The organism is Pseudomonas gregormendelii (genome assembly GCF_017114825.1).
In the GTDB taxonomy this organism is placed as follows: domain Bacteria; phylum Pseudomonadota; class Gammaproteobacteria; order Pseudomonadales; family Pseudomonadaceae; genus Aquipseudomonas; species Aquipseudomonas gregormendelii.
Genome location: NZ_JADEVO010000011.1, coordinates 114,964 through 134,408, shown reverse-complemented (window position 1 = coordinate 134,408; position 19,445 = coordinate 114,964). Strand labels below are relative to the sequence as shown.

Genomic DNA, 19,445 nt, shown 5'->3' with positions numbered 1-19,445 from the left:
AAACGCTTCGATTTCAAATGTCCGATCGAAGTGATGAGTGAGGTGATGCAAAAGGCCATTGCGATGCGGCACGATACTCCCACTTCGATTCAATAACCGTGTTGCACTCAGCTCCTGCAACCGCCCTCCTTGAATTTTAAAAAATCCCCCAGATCGAATCCGTCAGACGTTTTAGCCTGAATAAAAACGACTTCCATATCGTGATTTTTACGATCACTCTTGAATGCTGAGCGTGCATCTTCATCAGATATTATAATTTCTTCATCAAGTATAATTGCTACACCATCTACTCCGTCATCTCCAACGCCGGTGGTCACATCGTCTAGATCAAAGCCAGATGCACATCGCGAGTACAACACTGCATAATTGCAAAAGTATTCAAATTGTTGATCTTGTGGATCAGACTCAAATCCAAAACTTTTGACAAAGTTTTTCAAGTGAGAGTTTACGATGCGATGCATGGGGCTTCCTTGGCTGGTTAACTACTCTCAGTACGGTCATTTATCCCGCATGCCGTAGCTCCTGCCCGAAGCTACTATTTTGCCATCTACTTGTCCACCGGCCGCTTTTGGCCGTTCTCTGCCTCTCACTCTCCACTGACTTAGGAAATGGAATCTGGGAAGCTGTCCTACCATGAGCTGTAACAGCTGTCTGAATGCGACTGTAAACATAGCGACGATTGATAGGCCGCCACCCTAGTCATTGCTTCGGTCTTCCAGAGTGCTCCCCTTGGTGCCCGCTGTGGCGGCTCACCCCGACGCCTTGCCTCGACCTCCCGCTGCCCCCTCGTTGTTCCCTAGCCCCCACTGGCGTGCACCCTATTCCCCACTTGACACTCTGCCTGTACGCGAGGGAGTGGGCGTGTTGTCTGGCCTTTGGTGGGGGGAGGGGGTAGCAAAAAGCGCGCATTAGCTTACTCGGTTGCCCCGCATGCTGCGGACTTAGCTGGGTATTCAGCCTTCGATCAACAGGTAATCCAATAGTCAAAGCGTGAGTTTTTCTCATGGAAGGAGGAGCAAGACCGTATGCACTAGAGCCGCTTTTCCAATTAATATCTCTAAAAGCTGCACGTACGAGATTTTTTATGAGTAGAAGACGGCCAAACTATTGATCTATAAAGATAATATTTTAATATTTGTCAGGCAGAAGGGTGAAATTCAGACACTGGCCACGAACCCGTTTACTTAACCCCAAGACACCAATCGGGGTTCCGTTGTTTAGACTAATCATGGCCTCCTGATCATGCTCCCAGACATTAAAAAAACTCACGCGTCAGCTGCTTCGCAGCCACCTGAAATTCCGCTGCTCACTCCTCCTCCCGATCACCAGAATTGTGTAGACACCTCATGCCAATCAGCCGCTAATCTGGAGAGCGCCCAGGTCGATTTGACACCTATCGCGAAGCCCCTTGCTAGCCTTGCTGATGCCGAATCCATGGACCCTGACAGCTTTCCCAATCAACCCCCTCAAGGCAAGTCCTCGATCCCGGCCACTATTCAAAATACACGGCATATTCTTCAGTACTACGGCGTAGTGGCACGCTACAACGTCATTAAGAAGAAAACGCACATCACCTTACCCGGCAGCCGGGGCACCACCGATAACGCGGACAGTGTGGCAATGACCCACATTATCAACTTGGCAACCTTGAATGGACTCCCTATCGGCCAAGTGCCTGGTTATGTGGAGGTCATAGCTGACAGTGCTGCGTTCAACCCGGTGGCCGACTGGATCAATAGCGAGACATGGGATGGTCAGGATCGTTTGACCAGTGTGTACGACACCCTGACTGTGCGTGATGGCTTTCCCTTAGATCTAAGGAACTTACTGATATATCGCTGGTTACTGAGTGCCGTCGCAGCGGGATTAATGAGTCAAGGCTTCCGGGCTAGGGGCGTACTGACCCTTCAGGGGCCTCAGAGCATCGGTAAAACTACCTGGGTTTTATCCTTGGTGCCTGATCCATTGCTGCGCGACATGCTGGTCAAGGGCGATCACCACTTGGACGGTAACAACAAGGATTCCATCCTGACCGCCGTCAGCCATTGGATTGTGGAAATCGGCGAACTCGACAGTTCGTTTAAAAAGGACATTGCTCGGCTCAAAGGGTTTCTGACCAATGTGCAGGACAAGCTACGTCGTCCTTATGCACGTGTTGATGCTGAGTACGCCAGACGAACGGTATTTTGTGCCACGGTCAACGAAAGCAACTTTCTGGTCGATGGGACGGGTAACTCTCGTTGGTGGACGGTTCCAGTCATCAGCATCAACACCCAGCACGGTATCAATATGCAACAGGTCTTCGCTCAGTTAGCGTTGGACTTTAAGAAGGAAGGTGCTCGTTGGTGGCTTGATGAGCATGAAGAAGCGCTGCTGGAGCTTCACAATAAAGATCACCGTAACGTCAGCGCGATCCGTGAAGCACTAATGGACATTCTCGATCTGGGGTTGAAGGGCCAGCCTGGTCAGGAGGCAATGACAGCCTCTCAGGTTCTAAGGTTGGCCGGTTACGAGAAACCGTCGACACCCCAATGCAAGGAATGCGGGTCAATCCTGCGTGAGCTGATCGGTGAACCGAAGAGGATTAATGGCGACACCAAATGGCGCATTCCTCGTAAGGCCAGCACCTCATTGGTTGCTTCGGCGAAGTCACACATAGACGAGAATGGAGACTATTGAAGGCATGCATATATGTCGTCAGGGGAGTGGCAGAATGCACGAACTCTTCGCTCGACTCCGCCTCATGACGCCCGATGGGGTAACCATCGGCGCAGCCCAATGACTGCCGATGCCCATTAACCAGTGCTTAGACGCCCAACAGTATTGAACCTCGGATATCGCCTGTATGTCTCCTCGGGATGACACAATGAGGGATTGATCAAAGGATTTAAAAATCGTCGCTGTGGCGATTTTTGGAATCCCTTCACTGGACGTCCCCACCGCTGCCCCCACCAACGTCCACCTAGTCGTTTCGACGCAGCTTAGAGTGGGCATGGCCTCGGGCCAGGGGGGAGCAGGGGGTAGTTAATTTCGAAGATTTTAAATAATGGTTTTGAAAATAGATGCTGTCTTTTTGGCTCATCAGCCAATGTCTATTTTTTGCCTCCACCTCATCCCCCTTGAGCCTGTTCTGAAGCCTTGGGACACCTGTTTTTTTTCGATTCTGCTGCCCCCTGCTACCCCCTACCTCGCTTTTCATTCCCTCCGGTTCCCGGCCCAGTCCAGTACTTGTGGTCGTGGACTTCCTATGCCCTTGAAACACAAAGAAGTTTCGAAGAATTAATGCGGTTTTGTCCGCTATCTGCATCGCTCCTAGCGCTACCCAGTATCCGCTTATCCCTTTAACCGAGTGCTGCAGCCACTTTGGGTTGTGGCCTTTCCTTCTTCTACTGTTACCAATAAGGAGCATTCCCATGCCCAACGCAAACCTGGACGCCCACTTTGTTCGCATGGCTATCTGTCCTGACGGCAAGAACAAGGTGGACTACTACGACACAGCCATCACAGGCTTCATTCTTGAGGTCCGTGCTTCTGGAGGAAAGACATTTCACCTTCGTTACCGGGACCAGCATGGCAAGCAACGTCAACACAAGATTGGCGACTCTAAGTCCGTCTCTTTTGACAAGGCTCGTCAGGCTGCCCAGGTATTGCGCTCTCGTGTAGTGCTTGGGGAAAGCCCCTCTGATGAACGGAAGATAAAGCGAACAGTACCGACGCTGGCTGAGTTTTTCCAAGAGCGGTATATGCCATTTATCAAGGGGTACAAGAAAAGCTGGGCCTCAGACGAGAGCTATTTTCGTAATCATGTGCAGCCTAAGTTTGGTGATTGCCATCTGGATCAAATAACCCAGCAATCCGTCATCGAGCACCACCATGCGATGCGTGCCGACGGGTATGCGGCAGCTACCTGCAACCGTGTACTTGTTCTCATGCGTTATATGTATAACGTGGCCAAGAAGTGGAAGATACCTGGTGCTGAGACCAATCCAACGTTAAGCGCTTCGATGTACGAGCTCAACAATGCTCGTGAGCGGTACCTGACTCCAGAGGAGACACAGCGACTGAGGGCTGCACTGGAACACAGTGGCAGTAGCCAGTTGAAACACATCGTGCCCTTATTGCTGCTGACAGGGGCGCGTAAACGGGAGCTGCTAGATGCACGCTGGGAGCATTTTGATCTGGTGCGTCGTAGCTGGCGTATCCCGACTTCGAAGTCAGGTAAGGCTCGGCATGTACCTTTGTCCACCGCAGTCTTGGCGATTCTGGAGCAACTGCCTCGCTGGGAAGGATGTCCGCATTTGGTGCCTAATCCAAAGACGATGAAACCCTTCAGGTCTGTCTTCGCTAGCTGGGATATTGCACGCAAGCAAGCAGGGCTTTCTGAGTTAAGGATGCACGATCTGCGACACAGTATGGCTAGCAATATGGTGAACTCAGGGCGTTCTATCTATGAGGTATCCAAGGTGCTTGGTCATGCTCAACTGAAGACCAGCCAGCGTTACAGTCATTTGTCACAGGAGACCTTGCTTGCGGCAGTGGATGCAGCGGCTGATGCGACAGGCACTATCTGGAATCCAGCGGAGTCGGTAAAAACTGCGTAAAATCCGGAGCGCTTGCGCCGGGACATCCCTGCCGAGCACCCGACATAGTGGGTTTTCCCATCAGGTTGGGTGGTCGGTGGGGAAGTTTATGGCGATTGATTTGAGCAAAGAACGTACGTATTTGAATTCACTCCAATGGATACTTCCTGTGGTTCGGTGGTGGGTGGGTGAGGGGGAATTCCAAGGCCCAAAACTGCCGCAACTCCTTGGAAATGCTGGGCCGCTCAAACTGCTTGACTCGTTTGGTTTGTTCGAGTCGCCGGCGGCCTGCAGTGCACTGCTGCGCTGGGCCGGTTTGCAGGATGTGCAGGAGGTGGACTATCACGGCCTGCGAGAGCGGGATATCGAGCGGTTGGCGGATCTGGTGGAGAAGCACCTGGATACCGGGCTGTTGCGTGAACTGTGTGGTATCTGAGTGCCCTATCGCCCCACCGAAGATTTCAAGGAACCCACCATGTTGCAATTAATCCTCGGCGGCGCCCGCTCCGGCAAAAGCCGCCTGGCCGAACGGCTCGCCACTGACAGTGAGCTGGCTGTCACCTACATTGCCACCAGCCAACCGCTGGACGGCGAAATGAACCAGCGGGTGGCCCACCATCGTGCGCGGCGGCCAGCCGAATGGGGATTGATCGAAGAACCGTTGGAACTGGCCCGCGTACTGCGCGAAAACGCCAGCGCCGATCGCTGCCTGCTGGTGGATTGCCTGACCCTGTGGCTCACCAATCTGCTGATGCTGGACAACGCCGAACGCCTGTCGGTCGAACGCGACGCTTTACTCGACTGCCTGGCGACCTTGCCGGGTGAAATCATTTTCGTCAGCAACGAGACCGGCATGGGCGTGGTACCGCTGGGCGAGTTGACCCGGCGCTACGTCGATGAGGCCGGCTGGCTGCATCAGGCGCTGGCCGAGCGCTGCCAGCGAGTCGTCCTCACCGTGGCCGGCCTGCCCCTGACTCTCAAAGGAACCGCGTTATGACCCAAGCCTGGTGGCTCAACCCGTGCAAACCCATAGATAGTCACGCCGTCGAACAGGCTGAGGCCCGCCAACAGCAGCTCACCAAGCCCGCGGGTTCGCTGGGTCGGCTCGAGTCTGTGGCGGTGCAACTGGCCGGGTTGCAGGGTCAACTGAAGCCGACGCTTGATCAGGTGTGGATCGGCATTTTTGCTGGCGACCATGGCGTCGTTGCCGAAGGCGTCTCTGCGTATCCTCAGGAAGTGACCGGGCAGATGCTGCACAACTTCGTCAGCGGCGGCGCGGCAATCAGCGTGCTGGCACGGCAACTGGGCGCGGCCCTGGAAGTGGTCGATCTGGGTACCGTCAACCCGGGCCTCGACCTCAAAGGCGTGCGGCACCTGAACATCGGCCCGGGCACGGCGAATTTCGCCGTGACTGCGGCGATGACTGCAGCGCAGGGTGCGCTGGCTTTGCAGGCGGGTCGCGACAGCGTGCACCGCGCCATAGCTGGCGGCGCCCAGCTGTTTATCGGTGGTGAAATGGGCATTGGCAACACCACCGCCGCCAGCGCCCTGGCCTGTGCATTGCTCGATTGCCCGGTAGTGCAAATGACCGGGCCTGGCACCGGACTGAACGCCGCAGGCGTCAGCCATAAGGCCCAGGTCATCGAGCGCGCGCTGGCACTGCACAGTGCCCAGCGTGGCGATCCGTTGCAGACGCTGTACAACCTCGGCGGTTTCGAGATTGCCGCACTGGTGGGCGCCTATCTCGCCTGTGCCCAGGAAGGGGTAGCGGTGCTGGTGGACGGCTTTATCTGCAGCGTTGGCGCGCTGGTGGCCGTGCGGCTGAATCCGGCGTGCCGTCAATGGCTGTTGTTTGGGCATTGTGGCGCCGAGCCGGGGCATCGGCACGTGCTCGAGACGCTCGACGCCGAACCCTTGCTGGCGCTCGGCCTGCGCCTGGGCGAAGGCAGTGGTGCCGCGCTGGCCGTGCCCTTGCTGCGCCTGGCCTGTGACCTTCACGGGCAGATGGCGACCTTTGCCGAAGCCGCCGTTGCGGACCGCCCGGCATGACCCTGCGCCTGGACTTGTTGCGCCACGGCGAAACCGAACTGGGCGGCGGCCTGCGCGGCAGCATCGATGACGCGCTCACCGACGCCGGTTGGGCACAGATGCGTGCCGCGGTGGCGGATCAGGGGCCTTGGGATCGCCTGGTCAGCTCACCCTTGCAGCGCTGTGCGCGGTTTGCAGAGGAACTCGGCGCGCAACTGGGCGTGCCGGTGCATCAGGACAAGGCTCTGCAGGAGCTGCATTTCGGCGCCTGGGAAGGGCAGAGCGCTGCCGCGCTGATGGAAACCGACGCCGAGGGCCTGGGCTTGTTCTGGGCCGATCCCTATTCGTTCACACCGCCCCAGGGCGAGCCGGTCGAGGATTTCTCCGCGCGGGTGCTGGGCGCCGTCGAGCGCTTGCACGCCACTTATGCGGGGGAGCGGGTCTTGCTGGTCAGTCACGGCGGAGTGATGCGCCTGTTGCTGGCGCGGGCCCGAGGGTTGCCCCGTGAGCAACTGCTGAATGTCGAAGTTGGCCACGGTACGATGTTTGCGTTGGCCGTTGAATCCGCTGGACTGTTGCGGGAAGCGAACTGAGCATGCTGCCATTCTGGATCGCCCTGCAATTCCTCAGCAGCCTGCCGGTACGCCTCCCGGGCATGCCGACACCTCAGGAGCTCGGGCGCTCACTGCTGTTTTATCCGCTGGTTGGGTTGCTGTTTGGCGTAATTTTGTGGGGGCTGAACGGCCTCCTCAATGGCAGCCCTTTAGTGCTGCACGCTGCACTGTTGCTGACGGCCTGGGTGCTGTTGAGCGGCGGCTTGCACCTCGATGGCCTGGCCGACAGCGCTGATGCGTGGCTTGGCGGGTTTGGCGACCGTGAACGCACCCTGACCATCATGAAGGACCCGCGCAGCGGACCCATCGCAGTGGTTACGCTGGTGCTGGTAATGCTGCTTAAATTTGCCGCGTTGCTGGCGTTGATCGAGCAGCAACATGGGGTTTATTTGCTGGTAGTCCCGCTGATTGGGCGCGCTGCCCTGCTGGGGCTGTTTCTGACCACGCCTTATGTGCGTGCCGGCGGGCTGGGGCAGGCGCTGGCTGATCATCTGCCGCGCTCGGCGGGCAAGCTGGTGCTGGCACTCAGTGCGTTGGCCTGTGTGTTGCTGGCGGGGCTCAATGGCGTTTCTGCGCTGGTCATGGCGGGGTTGGCGTTTGCCTGGCTGCGGCAGTTGATGCTGCGGCGATTGGGCGGTACCACCGGGGATACGGCGGGGGCGCTGCTGGAGTTGCTGGAGGTTGGGGTGTTGGTTGGGTTGGTGTTGGTCTGATTAGACTTGATTACCTGTGGGCGCAAAGCTTGCTCTCGATCGCGTGCTACCAGGCGACATGACCACTGAATGTCACATCGCCATCGCGAGCACGCTTTGCTCCTGCAGTTACTGTAGAAAACTTGATTAATCTCACTCGCGGGTATATACACGCATCATGCTCGACTCCCAATGTTTATGCATCAACCTGCGTCGCGCCGCTCGTGGCGTCAGCAGGCATTACGACGGCGCTCTCGATGGCTTCGGAATCAACGTTGCCCAGTATTCTTTGCTGTGCAACCTGCAACGCCTGGACCAGCCGAGTATTTCCACCCTGGCCGAGGCCATGGGGCTGGATCGCAGTACGTTGGGGCGCAACCTGCGGGTACTGGAAGGGGAAGGGCTGGTGATGCTGGTCGAGGGCGAGGACATGCGCAATCGCATCGTCAAGCTCACCGACGCTGGCGCCGAACGCCTGGCGGCGGCCTTGCCAGCCTGGGAGGCTGCGCAACAGCGGCTGGTTGATCGCCTGGGCGCGGAAAAACGCGAAACATTGCTCAAACTGCTGGACGAACTGGCTTGAAGCCGGCGCGTTCGAACATAAGCGGGTATATACCCGCTATCGGAGAATAATAATGACATCGATGTGGCGTACGTGCGGTTGGGTGTTGCTGGGCAGTGCGCTGATTCTTGCGTTGTCGCTGGGCGTTCGCCATGGCTTTGGCCTGTTCCTGGCGCCGATGAGTGCCGAGTTTGGCTGGGGCCGCCAAACCTTTGCCTTTGCCATCGCTCTGCAGAATCTGATCTGGGGCCTGGCGCAACCCTTCACCGGCGCCCTGGCGGATCGTTTTGGCGCGGCCAAGGTCGTGTTGATCGGCGGGGTGCTATACGCCGCTGGCCTGGTGTGCATGGGCCTTTCCGATTCGGCGGTGACCTTGTCCCTGAGTGCCGGCCTGCTGATCGGGATCGGATTGTCAGGCACGTCGTTCTCGGTGATTCTCGGGGTGGTGGGGCGCGCGGTACCACCGGAAAAACGCAGCATGGGCATGGGCATCGCCAGTGCGGCCGGCTCGTTTGGCCAATTCGCCATGCTGCCCGGCACCCTGGGGCTGATCGGTTGGCTGGGCTGGTCTGCAGCCTTGCTGGTGCTGGGCTTGCTGGTGGCATTGATCGTCCCCTTGGTCGGCATGCTCAAGGACAAACCCCTGCCGTCCCTCGGTCATGAGCAAACGCTGGGTGAAGCGCTGCACGAAGCCTGCTCCCATTCGGGGTTCTGGCTGCTGGCGTTCGGCTTTTTCGTCTGCGGTTTCCAGGTGGTATTCATCGGCGTGCACCTGCCGGCCTACCTGGTGGATCAGCACCTGCCGGCAACGGTCGGCACCACGGTGCTGGCGCTGATCGGCCTGTTCAACATCTTCGGCACCTACACGGCTGGCTGGCTCGGCGGGCGCATGTCCAAGCCGCGCCTGTTGACCGGCTTATACCTGCTGCGCGCGGTGGTCATCGGGTTGTTCCTGTGGGCGCCCGTCACCACCACCACCGCGTACCTGTTCGGCATGGCGATGGGCTTCCTGTGGCTGTCCACGGTGCCATTGACCAACGGCACCGTCGCCACCTTGTTTGGCGTGCGAAACCTGTCCATGCTCGGGGGCATTGTTTTCCTGTTTCACCAGTTGGGCTCGTTCCTGGGCGGCTGGCTGGGCGGGGTGGTGTATGACCGGACCGGGAGCTATGACTTGATCTGGCAAGTGGCGATTCTCCTCAGCCTGTTGGCGGCGGCCCTTAACTGGCCGGTGCGCGAGCGGCCCGTGGCGCGGTTGCAAACGCAGTTGAGTGCATCATGAGTCGTATCTGGCCGCGTGTTGCCCTGGCGGCTGCTGGCGCCTTGCTGCTGGCCCTGGTGTGGTGGGGCTGGCACCAGGGCGGGCTGGCATTGATGCAGTTGGGCATGGGCGTTTGTTAGAGCTGTTTGCCTGACTGGTGCTTGCTAGAAAGAGGTGCGCGCGAGTAACTTTGCTCTGACGACCTTCTCAAGGATGCACGGATATGTTGACGCGCTGGTTAGCCGTTCCCGCGTTACTGATTGCGTTTTCTGGACTGGCCCAGGCAGCCGAATGCCCGGAACTGCTACAGGGCTCGCTACCGAAGTTGCGCGCCAAGGAATCGATCGATTTGTGCCAGCGCTTTGCTGGCAAGCCGCTGGTGGTGGTCAATACCGCCAGCTTCTGTGGGTTCGCCCCGCAGTTCAAGAGCCTTGAAGCGCTCAATCAGCGCTACAAGGCTCAGGGACTGGAGGTGATCGGCGTGCCCTCCAACGACTTCAAGCAGGAGTCCAAGGACGACGCCGAGACCGCCAAGGTCTGCTACGTCAATTACGGTGTGACGTTCACCATGACCGAGCCGCAGAAAGTGCGCGGTGACGACGCGACTCACCTGTTCAAGGTGCTTGCCGAACAGACTGGCGCGCCCAAATGGAATTTCTACAAATACGTGGTTGATCGCCAGGGCAAGGTGATTGCCAATTTCTCCAGCCTGACCAAGCCGGATGACCCTGAATTCATCGCTGCTGTCGAGAAGGCCATCGCCTCGCAACCCTGATTGACGCCCATTAAAAAGCCCCGCTTCTGTCGCACAGAGCGGGGCTTTTTTGATTCAGGCGCTCAAGGCGTCTTTCATCAGAAGCGGTAGGTCGCGCCTACACCGAAACCATTCGCCCAGTTTTGATACTTGGCGTTGTAGCTCTGGCCGCGGTCGTTGCTGTTGTTGACCTTGACTGCTTCTTCACGCAGGTACGAATACGCCACGTCGATGGTCAGGTCGTCGGTCGGGCTCCAGCCGGCGCCCAGGCTGAAAATCTTGCGATCGCCAGTCGGAATGCGTGGGGAGCGGTCGACGTTGTTGGTCGGCGACTGGTCGAAGGACAGGCCGGTGCGCAGGACCCATTGCTTGTTAAGCTGGTAGGACGCGCCGATGGCGTGAGCCCAGGTGTCGTGCCAGTTCTGCTCTTCGGTGATGCTGCCGAATTGGCCATTGAGCACCCCGGGTACACCGCTGTTTTCCACGGTGATTTCTTTCAGGCGGCTCCAGCGAGTCCAGGTGCTGCCGGCGTACAGGGTCCACTGGTCATCAAGCTGATGGGTCACCGAGAAGTCGACCGACTCAGGCGTCGTCAGGTCCAGGGACGCGTCGTACTTCTGGCTCGGGTTCTGGCCGATCAGGCCCAGGACGTTGTAGTTGACCTTGGTGTTGCCTTCGAGCTTGTACTTCACTTTCGAGTGGTAGGTCAGGCCCATGCGGGTGCTGTCGGTGGCTTGTACCAGCACGCCGATGTTGTAGCCCAGCGCGGTGTCGTCACCCTTGATCTTGACTTCGCCATCGCCGGCGGCCTGGGTGATCGACAGGTTCGATTCCAGTTTGCCGTCGATGCGGTTGATGGTCGGACCGAAGCCGATCGACACCTTGTCGTTGAAGGCGTAGCTGACGGTCGGTTGCAGGGTCACGACTTTAACGTCGCTCTTGCTGCCGAAGTAGCGACCGCCGAAGTTGCTCTCGTAGTCGGTCACCAGGCCGAAGGGTGCGTAGACGCCTACGCCCACTGCCCACTTGTCATCGATCGGCTTGACGTAATAGCCCATCGGCACAGCGATGAACGGGACCATGTCACCGTGGTTGGTGCCGCCGTTCGGGCTGGAGCTGGCGCGGCTGATATCGGTGTGTGCGTCGAGCATTGCAGCGCCGCCGGTGACTTGTTCGCGCTTGATGCGCGACATGCCGGCAGGGTTGCCAAAAATGGTGCTTGCGTCATCGGCAGAGGAAGATCGCCCGGCAAAACCTGTACCCATCCCGCTGATACTTTGTTCGTTGATGGCAAAGCCAGCTGCAAAGATCTGGGTGGATGCCAAGGTAACGGCGAGGCTAAGGGTGGTTTTGAGCATTACTTTTTTCATTATTAGAACTCCTGGTGATCACCGGGGCGAAAATTACCAACATTTTCGTCCCAGCGCTATAGGCTGTAATGCTTGAGTTAGAGCGGTTTTGTAGGACAATCAGACCGGATTCGCCGCGAGTTGGGCGATTTTGTGAAGTGGGTGGATCAGCAGGCGACCTGATTCAGCGTTGAAACACAGGTATGCCAGGCGTAGGTGAAATCACGGAGGCGGCCTTGGGGCTGGAAGGTCTGGCGCCAGATGCGGGCCATCCCTAGCAGATCATCGGCTTCGGGGAGCGAGGTGTTTTGTTCTTCTACCAGCAGCCAGGCGATGGCGGTGGCGTAACGCAGGTTGACGGTCAATTCCAGATGCGGGCTGCTGAGGAATGCATGCTGGCTCGCCAGGCCCCGCACCAGGCTGGCACGCTCCGGGTCCAGGGCCAGGTAATGATCCCATAGCGCCTGGTGGCGCGGTTCGGCGATACGGTACAGGCCGTGGCCACGGCGGTCGTGCAGGGCGGAACCAAGGGCTGACTGGCTGGCGGCGATACCCAGCAGCAGGGATTCGGCAGTTGCGCTGTGGCGTCCGAGGTAGAGCAAGGTCGGACGGATCACATAGCGGCACAGTTCGCTGGCAGCGATACCCATAAAGCCCTCGGAGCGGAAGTGGTCGGCGATACCTGAAAGGGGGCCTTGGCAGCGATGGATCGGTTCAGGCTCGCCGGAAGCGGATCAAGCCGCTTGAGTTGAAGTGTAGTGTCATATTCGCGACGTAAAGGCCTGTTTTTAAAATATTTCCGCCGGCCAGTTATAACCGTTATATCGGTTGGTGCTTAAGCTTTGGCGGCTGGAAGGGAAATATCAGGCAATAAAAAGCCCCGCGTTTTAAGCGAGGCTTTTGATGTTTCAGTCTTTCTGGCGTATCAGGCAACCAGTGCCTGACGGGTACGCTCGATCACGGCCTGCAGCGGTTCGGCGCTGGAGTACTGATCGGGGTAGAGGCGTTCGCTGTGACGAGCGATGCCGTGTTCGTTGACCAGAGTGAAGCTGAAGCAGCCTTTGCGAGCGGCCATGATCAGGCAGTTCATTGGTGCAAAAGCGTTGGTTAGGGTGCGGATAGCATCCTGGGTGTGGATTTGAGTAGTCATTATTGGGTGTTCCTACAAGCGACACGGATAAGAGCCGTGCAAAATTAAAACGTTCCAGTGACGACGACCACCGTTGGTCGACCGAAGAACCCGACTGGAACAAAGCAGCCAGTTTGAAGCGCTGATAATTGGCGCGCTTGGGCTGGCAGGTAGGTACTTAGGAGGGCAGGCAACACATCAAGGGCAAAGGTTCTGGGCCCGGGGTGAAGATCCTGATCAATTTGCAGGCTGGTTCGGTCAGAGTAAGTGGGCCTGGCAATACCCTTTGCTTTCGATCAAAGGCTGTATTGACGCAAGGTTTACCTGGAAACCATCGAGGTGGTCGGTCCCGCTTGTTCGGATGGGCTTCGTTTATGAAGGCTGTCCGGGGGGATTTGTTCGACCAGAATTGACTTTCAGCTTGGTACTAACGCCGTAGATACTAACAAAACGATTTTGGTAATGGAAGGGGTATAAGCAAAGAAACCTTTGTGATCACAACCGAACGAGTTTTTCAGGTATGGCCGTTGGTCGGGTGCGCTGTCCAGTAGGACAGAATCCGACCGCTGGTTGAGCACGCAGGCTTGGCCCCAGACCGGTCTGGATCAAGGGTTGTGAACGAGTAATCAACAGGTTCGTAGCGCAAAATGCGCCGAAAAAGCTCATTGATATAACCGTCGCGAAGGTACTTGTGCACATTAGTTGCGCACGCTGTCACGGCACTGTCATCTGACTCGCAAGCGCAGTGGGTGCCTGTAACCAAAATTTAAGTCAATGAAAAACATCGCTTTTTTTTACTGGTGAAAAAATCGTCAGTTTGACTGCGAGCCCCATTCCACAGGGGTTTGCGAGAGTTCAAGGCAGGTTGTCCACTGAGTTATCCACAGCTTCTGTGGATTGTCCCGAGCGCTTGCTCTAGGACGGGCGTGCCGGGTTTTTTAAGCTTTACCTGTAGGAAAAAAAGAGTAGAGTGGCGCGCCTTCCGATCTGCCCTACAGTGTTTTATGAAGTTTCGTTCAGTATCAGTTTCCGTAACCTCTTCACCCACCGCCGCCGTCCCTCCCAAACGCTTTTCCATGCGTGTGGCCGAGTGGCTTCTGGACAGCCCGCGCCTGGGCGACAACCCGAACGTGAAACACCTCGCCGGACGTCTGCTCAAGCAGCCGGCACGGGAAGGCGTGGTGGCAGCGCAAAGCCGCCTCGGCCAGCTGATGTGTCGTGAGTGCGGCAATGCCCGCGATCGCCGCATCGGCCAGGACCTGCTGCGCCAGGCGGCGCGGGCAGGGGATCGGCGCGCACAGCGGGAACTGGGGCTGGTCGAAGACTGAGCTGTCCAAGACCTGACGCCTTGGTTAACCTTCAAGCTTTATCTCATCGGCAGGAGCGGCTATGGCTATGGACTTGACCAGCATTTTGCTTGGTCTTGCGGGGGCTGCCCTGCCGTTGTTGGTACTCGCCTGGCAATTGCAGCGCCGCGCCAGCGTGACGCAGGCGCAAGTGGCATTGCTGCAGGAGCGGCTGGCGATGTCCCTGCTGGCGCAGGATGGCCTGAACGCCCAGCTGGAAACCAGCCGAGATGAAATCGCTGACCTCAGTCAGATCAACACGTCCAGGCAGGCCGAGCTGGCCGCACTGCGCCGCGAAGTCGAACTGTTGCAGGTCGAGCGCGACGACGCCCGGGACGCCGCGCATGCCTGGAACATCGAGCGCGCTGGCAAAGAGGCTGAGCTGCGCCGTCTCGACGCCCAGGCCGCTTCCCTGCATGCCGAGCTGCGCGAACAACAGGAAAGCCATCAGCAACGGCTCAGCGACCTCCAGGGCTCGCGGGATGAGTTGCGTGCCCAGTTCGCCGAACTGGCGGGCAAGATCTTCGATGAGCGCGAGCAGCGGTTCGCCGAGACCAGCCAGCAGCGCCTGGGCCAGTTGCTGGATCCGCTGAAAGAGCGCATCCAGTCATTCGAAAAGCGTGTCGAAGAAAGTTACCAGGCTGAGGCGCGGGAGCGTTTCTCGCTGGCCAAGGAACTGGAGCGCCTGCAGCAGTTGAACCTGCGGTTGAGCGACGAAGCCACCAACCTGACCCGCGCACTCAAAGGGCAGAAAACCCAGGGCAACTGGGGTGAGCTGATCCTTGAGCGGGTGTTGGAACACGCGGGCCTGGAGAAGGGCCGCGAGTACCAGACTCAGGTCACGCTCAAAGGTCCCGACGGCGAGCGGTTTCAGCCGGACGTCATCATCTATTTGCCGGGCGACAAGCAGGTGGTGGTCGACTCCAAGGTCAGCCTGACGGCTTACCAGCAGTACGTGGCGGCTGATGATGAGGCCATCGGCCAGATCGCCCTCAAGCAACATGTGCTGTCCCTGCGCACCCATGTCAAAGGCTTGTCCGGCAAGGACTACAAGCGTCTCGACGGCTTGCACAGCCTGGATTTCGTGTTGCTGTTCGTGCCGATCGAAGCGGCGTTCTCGGCGGCGCTGCAGGCGGAGCCGACGTTGTTCCAGGAAGCATTCGACCGCAACATCGTGATCGTCAGCCCGACCACCTTGCTGGCGACTCTGCGGGTGATCGACAGCCTGTGGAAACAGGAGCGCCAGAGCCAGAACGCGCGGGAAATCGCCGAGCGGGCCGGTTGGCTGTATGACAAGTTCGTGTTGTTCATCCAGGACCTGGACGAGGTCGGCAATCGCCTGCAACAGTTGGACAAGGCCTACAGCTCGGCGCGCAACAAGCTGACAGAGGGCCGGGGCAACCTGGTCAGTCGCAGTGAGCAGCTGAAGTTGCTGGGCGCGCGGGCGAGCAAGAGCCTGCCGGCGGATCTGCTGGAGCGGGCGATGACGGATGTGGATGGGTTGGCGGAGTTGCCGGAATAGGACAAAGATCGCAGCCTTCGGCAGCTCCTACCAGGTGTACACCATCCTGAGCTGCCGGAGGCTCGGGCCGCGTTCGGACGATCTTTTGATCTGGCATTTACAGGGGCAAATGCTTGCTCAATAACGCCCTGAGCGCCGCCGGCTTAACCGGTTTGGCCAGGTAACCAAGCCCTGCCGCATGCACCTGGGCGACCATCTCCGGCCGACCATCGGCACTGATCACCACTCCCGGCACCGGCTCACCCAGGCGAGTGCGTAGCCAGGCCATCAATTCGGTGCCGGTTTCGCCGTCGTCCAGGTGGTAATCGACCAGCGCCAGTTGCGGGCGCATCCCCTCGCTGAGCAGGGCCGCGCACTCATCGCGATTGCGCGCAGTCCACACCTGGCAGCCCCAGCGAGTCAGCAGGCTGTTCATGCCGATAAGGATACTGTCCTCGTTGTCGACGCAGAGCACCTGGGCACCACTCAACAATTTGCCGTTGAGCTCGACAGTCTTGACCGGCAACGCCGCCTGCGCCTGGGCCAAAGGCACGCACACGCTGAACACACTGCCACGCCCCGGCCGTGAGCGGACTTGCAGGCGATGGCCTAAAACCCGACACAGGCCGTCGGCAATCGCCAGGCCCAGGCCCAGGCCTTTCTCGGCGCGAGTCTGATGACTGTCGAGGCGTTTGAATTCTTCGAAAATGACCTTCTGCTTGTCCTCGGCAATGCCCGGCCCGCGATCCCAGACCTCCAGCCACACCTCGCCCTGGCGTCGCCGGACGCCCAGCAGCACCGGGCCTTTGGCGTAACGGAAAGCGTTGGTAAGGAAATTCTGCAAAATGCGCCGCAGCAATTTGATGTCGCTTTCGACCCGCAACTTGCTGCCGCGCACGCGGAATTTCAGGCCTTGGTCCCTGGCGAGCACCTTGAACTCCGCACCCAGCACATCGAACAGCTCATTGAGCTCGAACGGCTTTGAATCGGGGTTGATCTTGCCGTTTTCCAAGCGGGAAATGTCCAGCAAGTCGCTGATCAGGTCTTCGGCAGAGCGCAACGAGGTGTCCAGGTGCTGTACCAGTTTTTGTGCTTCGCTGGACAGGCCGTCGTCCTGATGGGAGAGGGCGGCGGAGAACAGTCGGGCGGCGTTCAGCGGCTGCATCAGGTCGTGACTGACCGCCGCGAGGAAGCGGGTCTTGGACTGATTGGCAGACTCGGCGGTACCTTTGGCCTCGGTGAGGGCGACGTTGAGTTGCGACAGTTCGTGGGTGCGTTCGGTCACCCGGCGTTCCAGGCCTTCATTGGCTTCGGTCAGCGCCTGTTCGGCCTCACGGAACGCGGTGATGTCGGTGAAACTCATGACGAAGCCGCCACCGGGCATCGGGTTGCCGATCAGCTCGATCACCCGGCCATTCGGAAACAGCCGCTCGGACGTGTGGGCGCGGCCCTGGCGCATCCAGTGCAGGCGGCGGGCGACGTGCACTTCAGCTTCGCCCGGGCCACACAGGCCGCGCTCGGCGTTGTGCCGAATGATGTCGGCAATCGGCCGGCCGACGCTGATCAGGCCGTCCGGGTAGTTGAACAGTTCGAGGTAGCGCCGGTTCCACGCCACCAGCTTCAGCGACTGGTCGACCACGCTGATACCCTGGGTGATGTTTTCGATCGCGCCTTGCAGCAACGCACGGTTGAATTGCAGGACTTCGGAGGCTTCGTCGGCGATTCGGACGACATCCTCGAGTTGCATCTCGCGGCCTTCGATCGCCGCTTTCACCACTGCGCGAGTAGACGAGGCACCCAGGACGCCCGCCAGCAAGCGCTCGGTGTGGGCGATCCACTCGCCGTCGGCATTCTGGTTCGGGTTGAAGCCTTTGCCCTGGCGATAGGCGAAGCGGATGAAACTCTGGCGGGCACGTTCCTCACCGACAAAGCGTGCAGCGAGCTGCAGCAGGTCGTCGATCTGCACCGCCAGCATCGAGCGTGCGCTTGGCCGGGCGCTGATTTCCTGGCCAATGAATCGACCGGCCTGCCAGTGTTCGGACACCCGTGTGCGCGACAGTACCGAGACCCAGGCGAATAGCGTGAAGTTGCCCACCAGCGACAGCACCACCCCTTGAGTCAGTGGGGTAATGGGCAGATTCAGCGGATTGCTCTGCAGCCAGCCCAGGCCGGGGAAGGTGCTCAGCGACCAGCCCAGGCTGTGCGCCGCAATCGGCAGCACCAGAGTGTAGAACCAGAGAAAGGTCCCGGCGGCCAGGCCGGCGAAAACGCCGCGGCGGTTGGCCTGCTTCCAGTAAAGTGCGCCCAGCATGGCGGGGGCCAGTTGGGTTACGGCGGCAAAAGCGATCTGGCCGATGGTCGCCAGGCTCGCGGTGGAGCCCAGCAGGCGATAGCTGACGTACGCCAGCAGCAGGATCACCACAATGCTGACCCGGCGCACCGACAGCATCCACTGGCGGAACACTTCGAACGGGCGCTCTGCATTGTTGCGCCGCAGCAACCATGGCAACAGCATGTCGTTGGAAACCATGGTCGACAGCGCGACACTCGCCACGATCACCATACCTGTCGCCGCGGAGGCACCGCCAATAAACGCCAGCAGCGCCAGGGCAGGGTGGGCCTGGGCCAGCGGCAGGCTGATGACGAACGAATCCGGCAGCACCGAGCTGGGCAACAGCATCTGCCCGGCCAGGGCGATCGGCACGACAAACAGCGCGGCCAGGGCCAGATAGGCCGGAAACACCCACTTGGCCAGGCGCAGATCCTGCGGGTCGATGTTTTCCACTACGGTCACGTGGAATTGCCGGGGCAGGCAGATGATCGCCATCATCGCCACCCCGGTCTGCACGATCATCGATGGCCAGTTGATCGTCTCCTTCCAGTACTGCTCCAGGCGCGGGGCCAGCATGGCCTGGTCAAACAGGTCTTCGAAACCGTCGTACAAACCATAAGTCACGAACGCACCCACCGCGAGGAAGGCGAACAGCTTGACCAGCGATTCAAAGGCAATGGCCAGCACCATGCCGCGGTGGTGTTCGGTGGCGTCGAGGTTGCGAGTGCCGAACACAATGGTGAACAGTGCCAGCACCAGTGACACGATCAGTGCCGTGTCCTGGGCCCGCACCCCCATGGCGTCGGCACCGGCGCCGATCAGCAGGTTCACGCCGAGCACGATGCCCTTGAGCTGCAGAGCGATGTAGGGCAATACCCCGACCAGGCAGATCAACGCCACCACTACCGCCAGGGATTGGGATTTGCCATAACGCGCGGCGATGAAGTCGGCAATGGAGGTGATGTTCTCCTGCTTGCTGATCATCACCATTTTCTGCAGCACCCACGGCGCGCACACCAGCAGCAGAATCGGCCCGAGGTAGATCGGCAGGAATGACCAGAGCTGTTCGGCGGCCTGGCCCACGGCGCCGAAGAACGTCCAGCTGGTGCAATACACCGCCAGCGACAGGCTATAGACCCAGGCACGCACCCGCGGCGGCAGCGGCGTGGCGCGACGGTCGCCGTAGAAGGCGATGGCAAACATGATGGCCATATAGGCCAGGGCGACGGCGGCGATCAGCCCGCTGGACAGCGACATGAGAACTCCAGGGCAAAGACATCCGGGACTCCATCCCGGT

Annotated in this window: 17 protein-coding genes and 1 pseudogene; 13 read left to right on the top strand and 5 right to left on the bottom strand. The window is 59.1% G+C overall.

Translation table 11 applies throughout. The features are described 5' to 3' along the window. Positions 1-107: 107 nt before the first annotated feature. Positions 108-461 carry a hypothetical protein gene (locus IMW75_RS10475; protein WP_205892565.1) on the bottom strand — a complete coding sequence of 118 codons (354 nt, stop codon included), beginning with the start codon at positions 459-461 and terminating at the stop codon, positions 108-110. Positions 462-1,242: 781 nt separating this feature from the next. Between IMW75_RS10475 and IMW75_RS10470 the strand changes: the two genes are divergently transcribed. The 11 genes and pseudogenes from IMW75_RS10470 to IMW75_RS10425 all read left to right on the top strand — a co-directional run bounded on the left by IMW75_RS10470 (position 1,243) and on the right by IMW75_RS10425 (position 10,512). Then, entirely contained in the window at positions 1,243-2,679 is a 1,437-nt protein-coding gene (locus IMW75_RS10470) for a VapE domain-containing protein (RefSeq protein WP_205892564.1), read from the top strand. A gap of 734 nt (positions 2,680-3,413) precedes the next feature. Beyond that, entirely contained in the window at positions 3,414-4,601 is a 1,188-nt protein-coding gene (locus IMW75_RS10465; RefSeq protein ID WP_205892563.1) for a tyrosine-type recombinase/integrase, read from the top strand. A gap of 244 nt (positions 4,602-4,845) precedes the next feature. Continuing rightward, positions 4,846-5,016, top strand: a pseudogene (locus IMW75_RS10460) (cobyric acid synthase); the annotation flags it as partial. A 39-nt stretch (positions 5,017-5,055) separates the two neighbouring features. Next, positions 5,056-5,577 carry a bifunctional adenosylcobinamide kinase/adenosylcobinamide-phosphate guanylyltransferase gene (cobU, locus tag IMW75_RS10455; protein ID WP_205892562.1) on the top strand — a complete coding sequence of 174 codons (522 nt, stop codon included), beginning with the start codon at positions 5,056-5,058 and terminating at the stop codon, positions 5,575-5,577. Beyond that, complete coding sequence (gene cobT / locus IMW75_RS10450; protein WP_205892561.1) at positions 5,574-6,629, top strand: nicotinate-nucleotide--dimethylbenzimidazole phosphoribosyltransferase; 1,056 nt, start codon at positions 5,574-5,576, stop codon at positions 6,627-6,629. The genes cobU and cobT overlap by 4 nt, the downstream gene beginning before the upstream one ends. Next, positions 6,626-7,201: an alpha-ribazole phosphatase family protein gene (gene cobC / locus IMW75_RS10445; RefSeq protein ID WP_045060568.1), complete on the top strand. Its 576-nt coding sequence runs from the start codon at positions 6,626-6,628 to the stop codon at positions 7,199-7,201. The genes cobT and cobC overlap by 4 nt, the downstream gene beginning before the upstream one ends. A gap of 2 nt (positions 7,202-7,203) precedes the next feature. Continuing rightward, entirely contained in the window at positions 7,204-7,935 is a 732-nt protein-coding gene (locus IMW75_RS10440) for an adenosylcobinamide-GDP ribazoletransferase (protein WP_205892560.1), read from the top strand. A gap of 157 nt (positions 7,936-8,092) precedes the next feature. Further along, entirely contained in the window at positions 8,093-8,497 is a 405-nt protein-coding gene (locus IMW75_RS10435) for a MarR family winged helix-turn-helix transcriptional regulator (protein WP_045060570.1), read from the top strand. Positions 8,498-8,549: 52 nt separating this feature from the next. Next, positions 8,550-9,758, top strand: coding sequence for an MFS transporter (locus IMW75_RS10430; RefSeq protein ID WP_045060571.1), 1,209 nt, complete (start codon positions 8,550-8,552; stop codon positions 9,756-9,758). After that, positions 9,755-9,877: a hypothetical protein gene (locus IMW75_RS27180; protein WP_269082904.1), complete on the top strand. Its 123-nt coding sequence runs from the start codon at positions 9,755-9,757 to the stop codon at positions 9,875-9,877. The genes IMW75_RS10430 and IMW75_RS27180 overlap by 4 nt, the downstream gene beginning before the upstream one ends. An 83-nt stretch (positions 9,878-9,960) precedes the next feature. Beyond that, complete coding sequence (locus tag IMW75_RS10425) at positions 9,961-10,512, top strand: glutathione peroxidase (RefSeq protein ID WP_122838010.1); 552 nt, start codon at positions 9,961-9,963, stop codon at positions 10,510-10,512. 77 nt (positions 10,513-10,589) lie between these two features. Here the strand turns inward: IMW75_RS10425 and IMW75_RS10420 are convergent, their stop codons facing one another. The 3 genes from IMW75_RS10420 to IMW75_RS10410 all read right to left on the bottom strand — a co-directional run bounded on the left by IMW75_RS10420 (position 10,590) and on the right by IMW75_RS10410 (position 12,990). Next, entirely contained in the window at positions 10,590-11,861 is a 1,272-nt protein-coding gene (locus IMW75_RS10420) for an OmpP1/FadL family transporter (protein ID WP_045060573.1), read from the bottom strand. A gap of 146 nt (positions 11,862-12,007) precedes the next feature. Continuing rightward, positions 12,008-12,490, bottom strand: a complete 483-nt coding sequence (locus IMW75_RS10415) for a hypothetical protein (protein WP_045060574.1) — start codon at positions 12,488-12,490, stop codon at positions 12,008-12,010. A gap of 275 nt (positions 12,491-12,765) precedes the next feature. After that, positions 12,766-12,990: a hypothetical protein gene (locus tag IMW75_RS10410; RefSeq protein ID WP_008031832.1), complete on the bottom strand. Its 225-nt coding sequence runs from the start codon at positions 12,988-12,990 to the stop codon at positions 12,766-12,768. 983 nt (positions 12,991-13,973) lie between these two features. Here IMW75_RS10410 and IMW75_RS10405 point away from each other — a divergent pair. After that, a complete protein-coding gene (locus IMW75_RS10405; RefSeq protein WP_082069201.1) occupies positions 13,974-14,297 on the top strand; it encodes an SEL1-like repeat protein in 324 nt (107 codons plus the stop codon). Positions 14,298-14,472: 175 nt separating this feature from the next. Further along, positions 14,473-15,837 (top strand): DNA recombination protein RmuC, encoded by a 1,365-nt coding sequence (locus IMW75_RS10400; protein WP_163019378.1) that lies wholly within the window; start codon positions 14,473-14,475, stop codon positions 15,835-15,837. 97 nt (positions 15,838-15,934) lie between these two features. On the opposite strand, the gene IMW75_RS10395 is transcribed toward IMW75_RS10400, so the two are convergent. Further along, the gene (locus IMW75_RS10395; protein WP_205892559.1) at positions 15,935-19,405 is read right to left on the bottom strand and encodes a hybrid sensor histidine kinase/response regulator; all 3,471 of its coding nucleotides are present in this window, start codon (positions 19,403-19,405) and stop codon (positions 15,935-15,937) included. Positions 19,406-19,445: the final 40 nt, after the last annotated feature.

Bases quoted from the DNA above. Each gene is read 5' to 3' on its own strand.
- IMW75_RS10425 (WP_122838010.1), top strand. From the start codon at position 9,961: ATGTTGACGCGCTGGTTAGCCGTTCCCGCGTTACTGATTGCGTTTTCT.
- IMW75_RS10420 (WP_045060573.1), bottom strand. From the start codon at position 11,861: ATGAAAAAAGTAATGCTCAAAACCACCCTTAGCCTCGCCGTTACCTTG.
- IMW75_RS10415 (WP_045060574.1), bottom strand. From the start codon at position 12,490: ATGGGTATCGCTGCCAGCGAACTGTGCCGCTATGTGATCCGTCCGACC.
- IMW75_RS27180 (WP_269082904.1), top strand. From the start codon at position 9,755: ATGAGTCGTATCTGGCCGCGTGTTGCCCTGGCGGCTGCTGGCGCCTTG.
- cobT (WP_205892561.1), top strand. From the start codon at position 5,574: ATGACCCAAGCCTGGTGGCTCAACCCGTGCAAACCCATAGATAGTCAC.
- IMW75_RS10440 (WP_205892560.1), top strand. From the start codon at position 7,204: ATGCTGCCATTCTGGATCGCCCTGCAATTCCTCAGCAGCCTGCCGGTA.
- IMW75_RS10430 (WP_045060571.1), top strand. From the start codon at position 8,550: ATGACATCGATGTGGCGTACGTGCGGTTGGGTGTTGCTGGGCAGTGCG.
- IMW75_RS10405 (WP_082069201.1), top strand. From the start codon at position 13,974: ATGAAGTTTCGTTCAGTATCAGTTTCCGTAACCTCTTCACCCACCGCC.
- cobC (WP_045060568.1), top strand. From the start codon at position 6,626: ATGACCCTGCGCCTGGACTTGTTGCGCCACGGCGAAACCGAACTGGGC.
- IMW75_RS10435 (WP_045060570.1), top strand. From the start codon at position 8,093: ATGCTCGACTCCCAATGTTTATGCATCAACCTGCGTCGCGCCGCTCGT.
- IMW75_RS10475 (WP_205892565.1), bottom strand. From the start codon at position 461: ATGCATCGCATCGTAAACTCTCACTTGAAAAACTTTGTCAAAAGTTTT.
- cobU (WP_205892562.1), top strand. From the start codon at position 5,056: ATGTTGCAATTAATCCTCGGCGGCGCCCGCTCCGGCAAAAGCCGCCTG.
- IMW75_RS10465 (WP_205892563.1), top strand. From the start codon at position 3,414: ATGCCCAACGCAAACCTGGACGCCCACTTTGTTCGCATGGCTATCTGT.
- IMW75_RS10470 (WP_205892564.1), top strand. From the start codon at position 1,243: ATGCTCCCAGACATTAAAAAAACTCACGCGTCAGCTGCTTCGCAGCCA.
- IMW75_RS10410 (WP_008031832.1), bottom strand. From the start codon at position 12,990: ATGACTACTCAAATCCACACCCAGGATGCTATCCGCACCCTAACCAAC.
- IMW75_RS10395 (WP_205892559.1), bottom strand. From the start codon at position 19,405: ATGTCGCTGTCCAGCGGGCTGATCGCCGCCGTCGCCCTGGCCTATATG.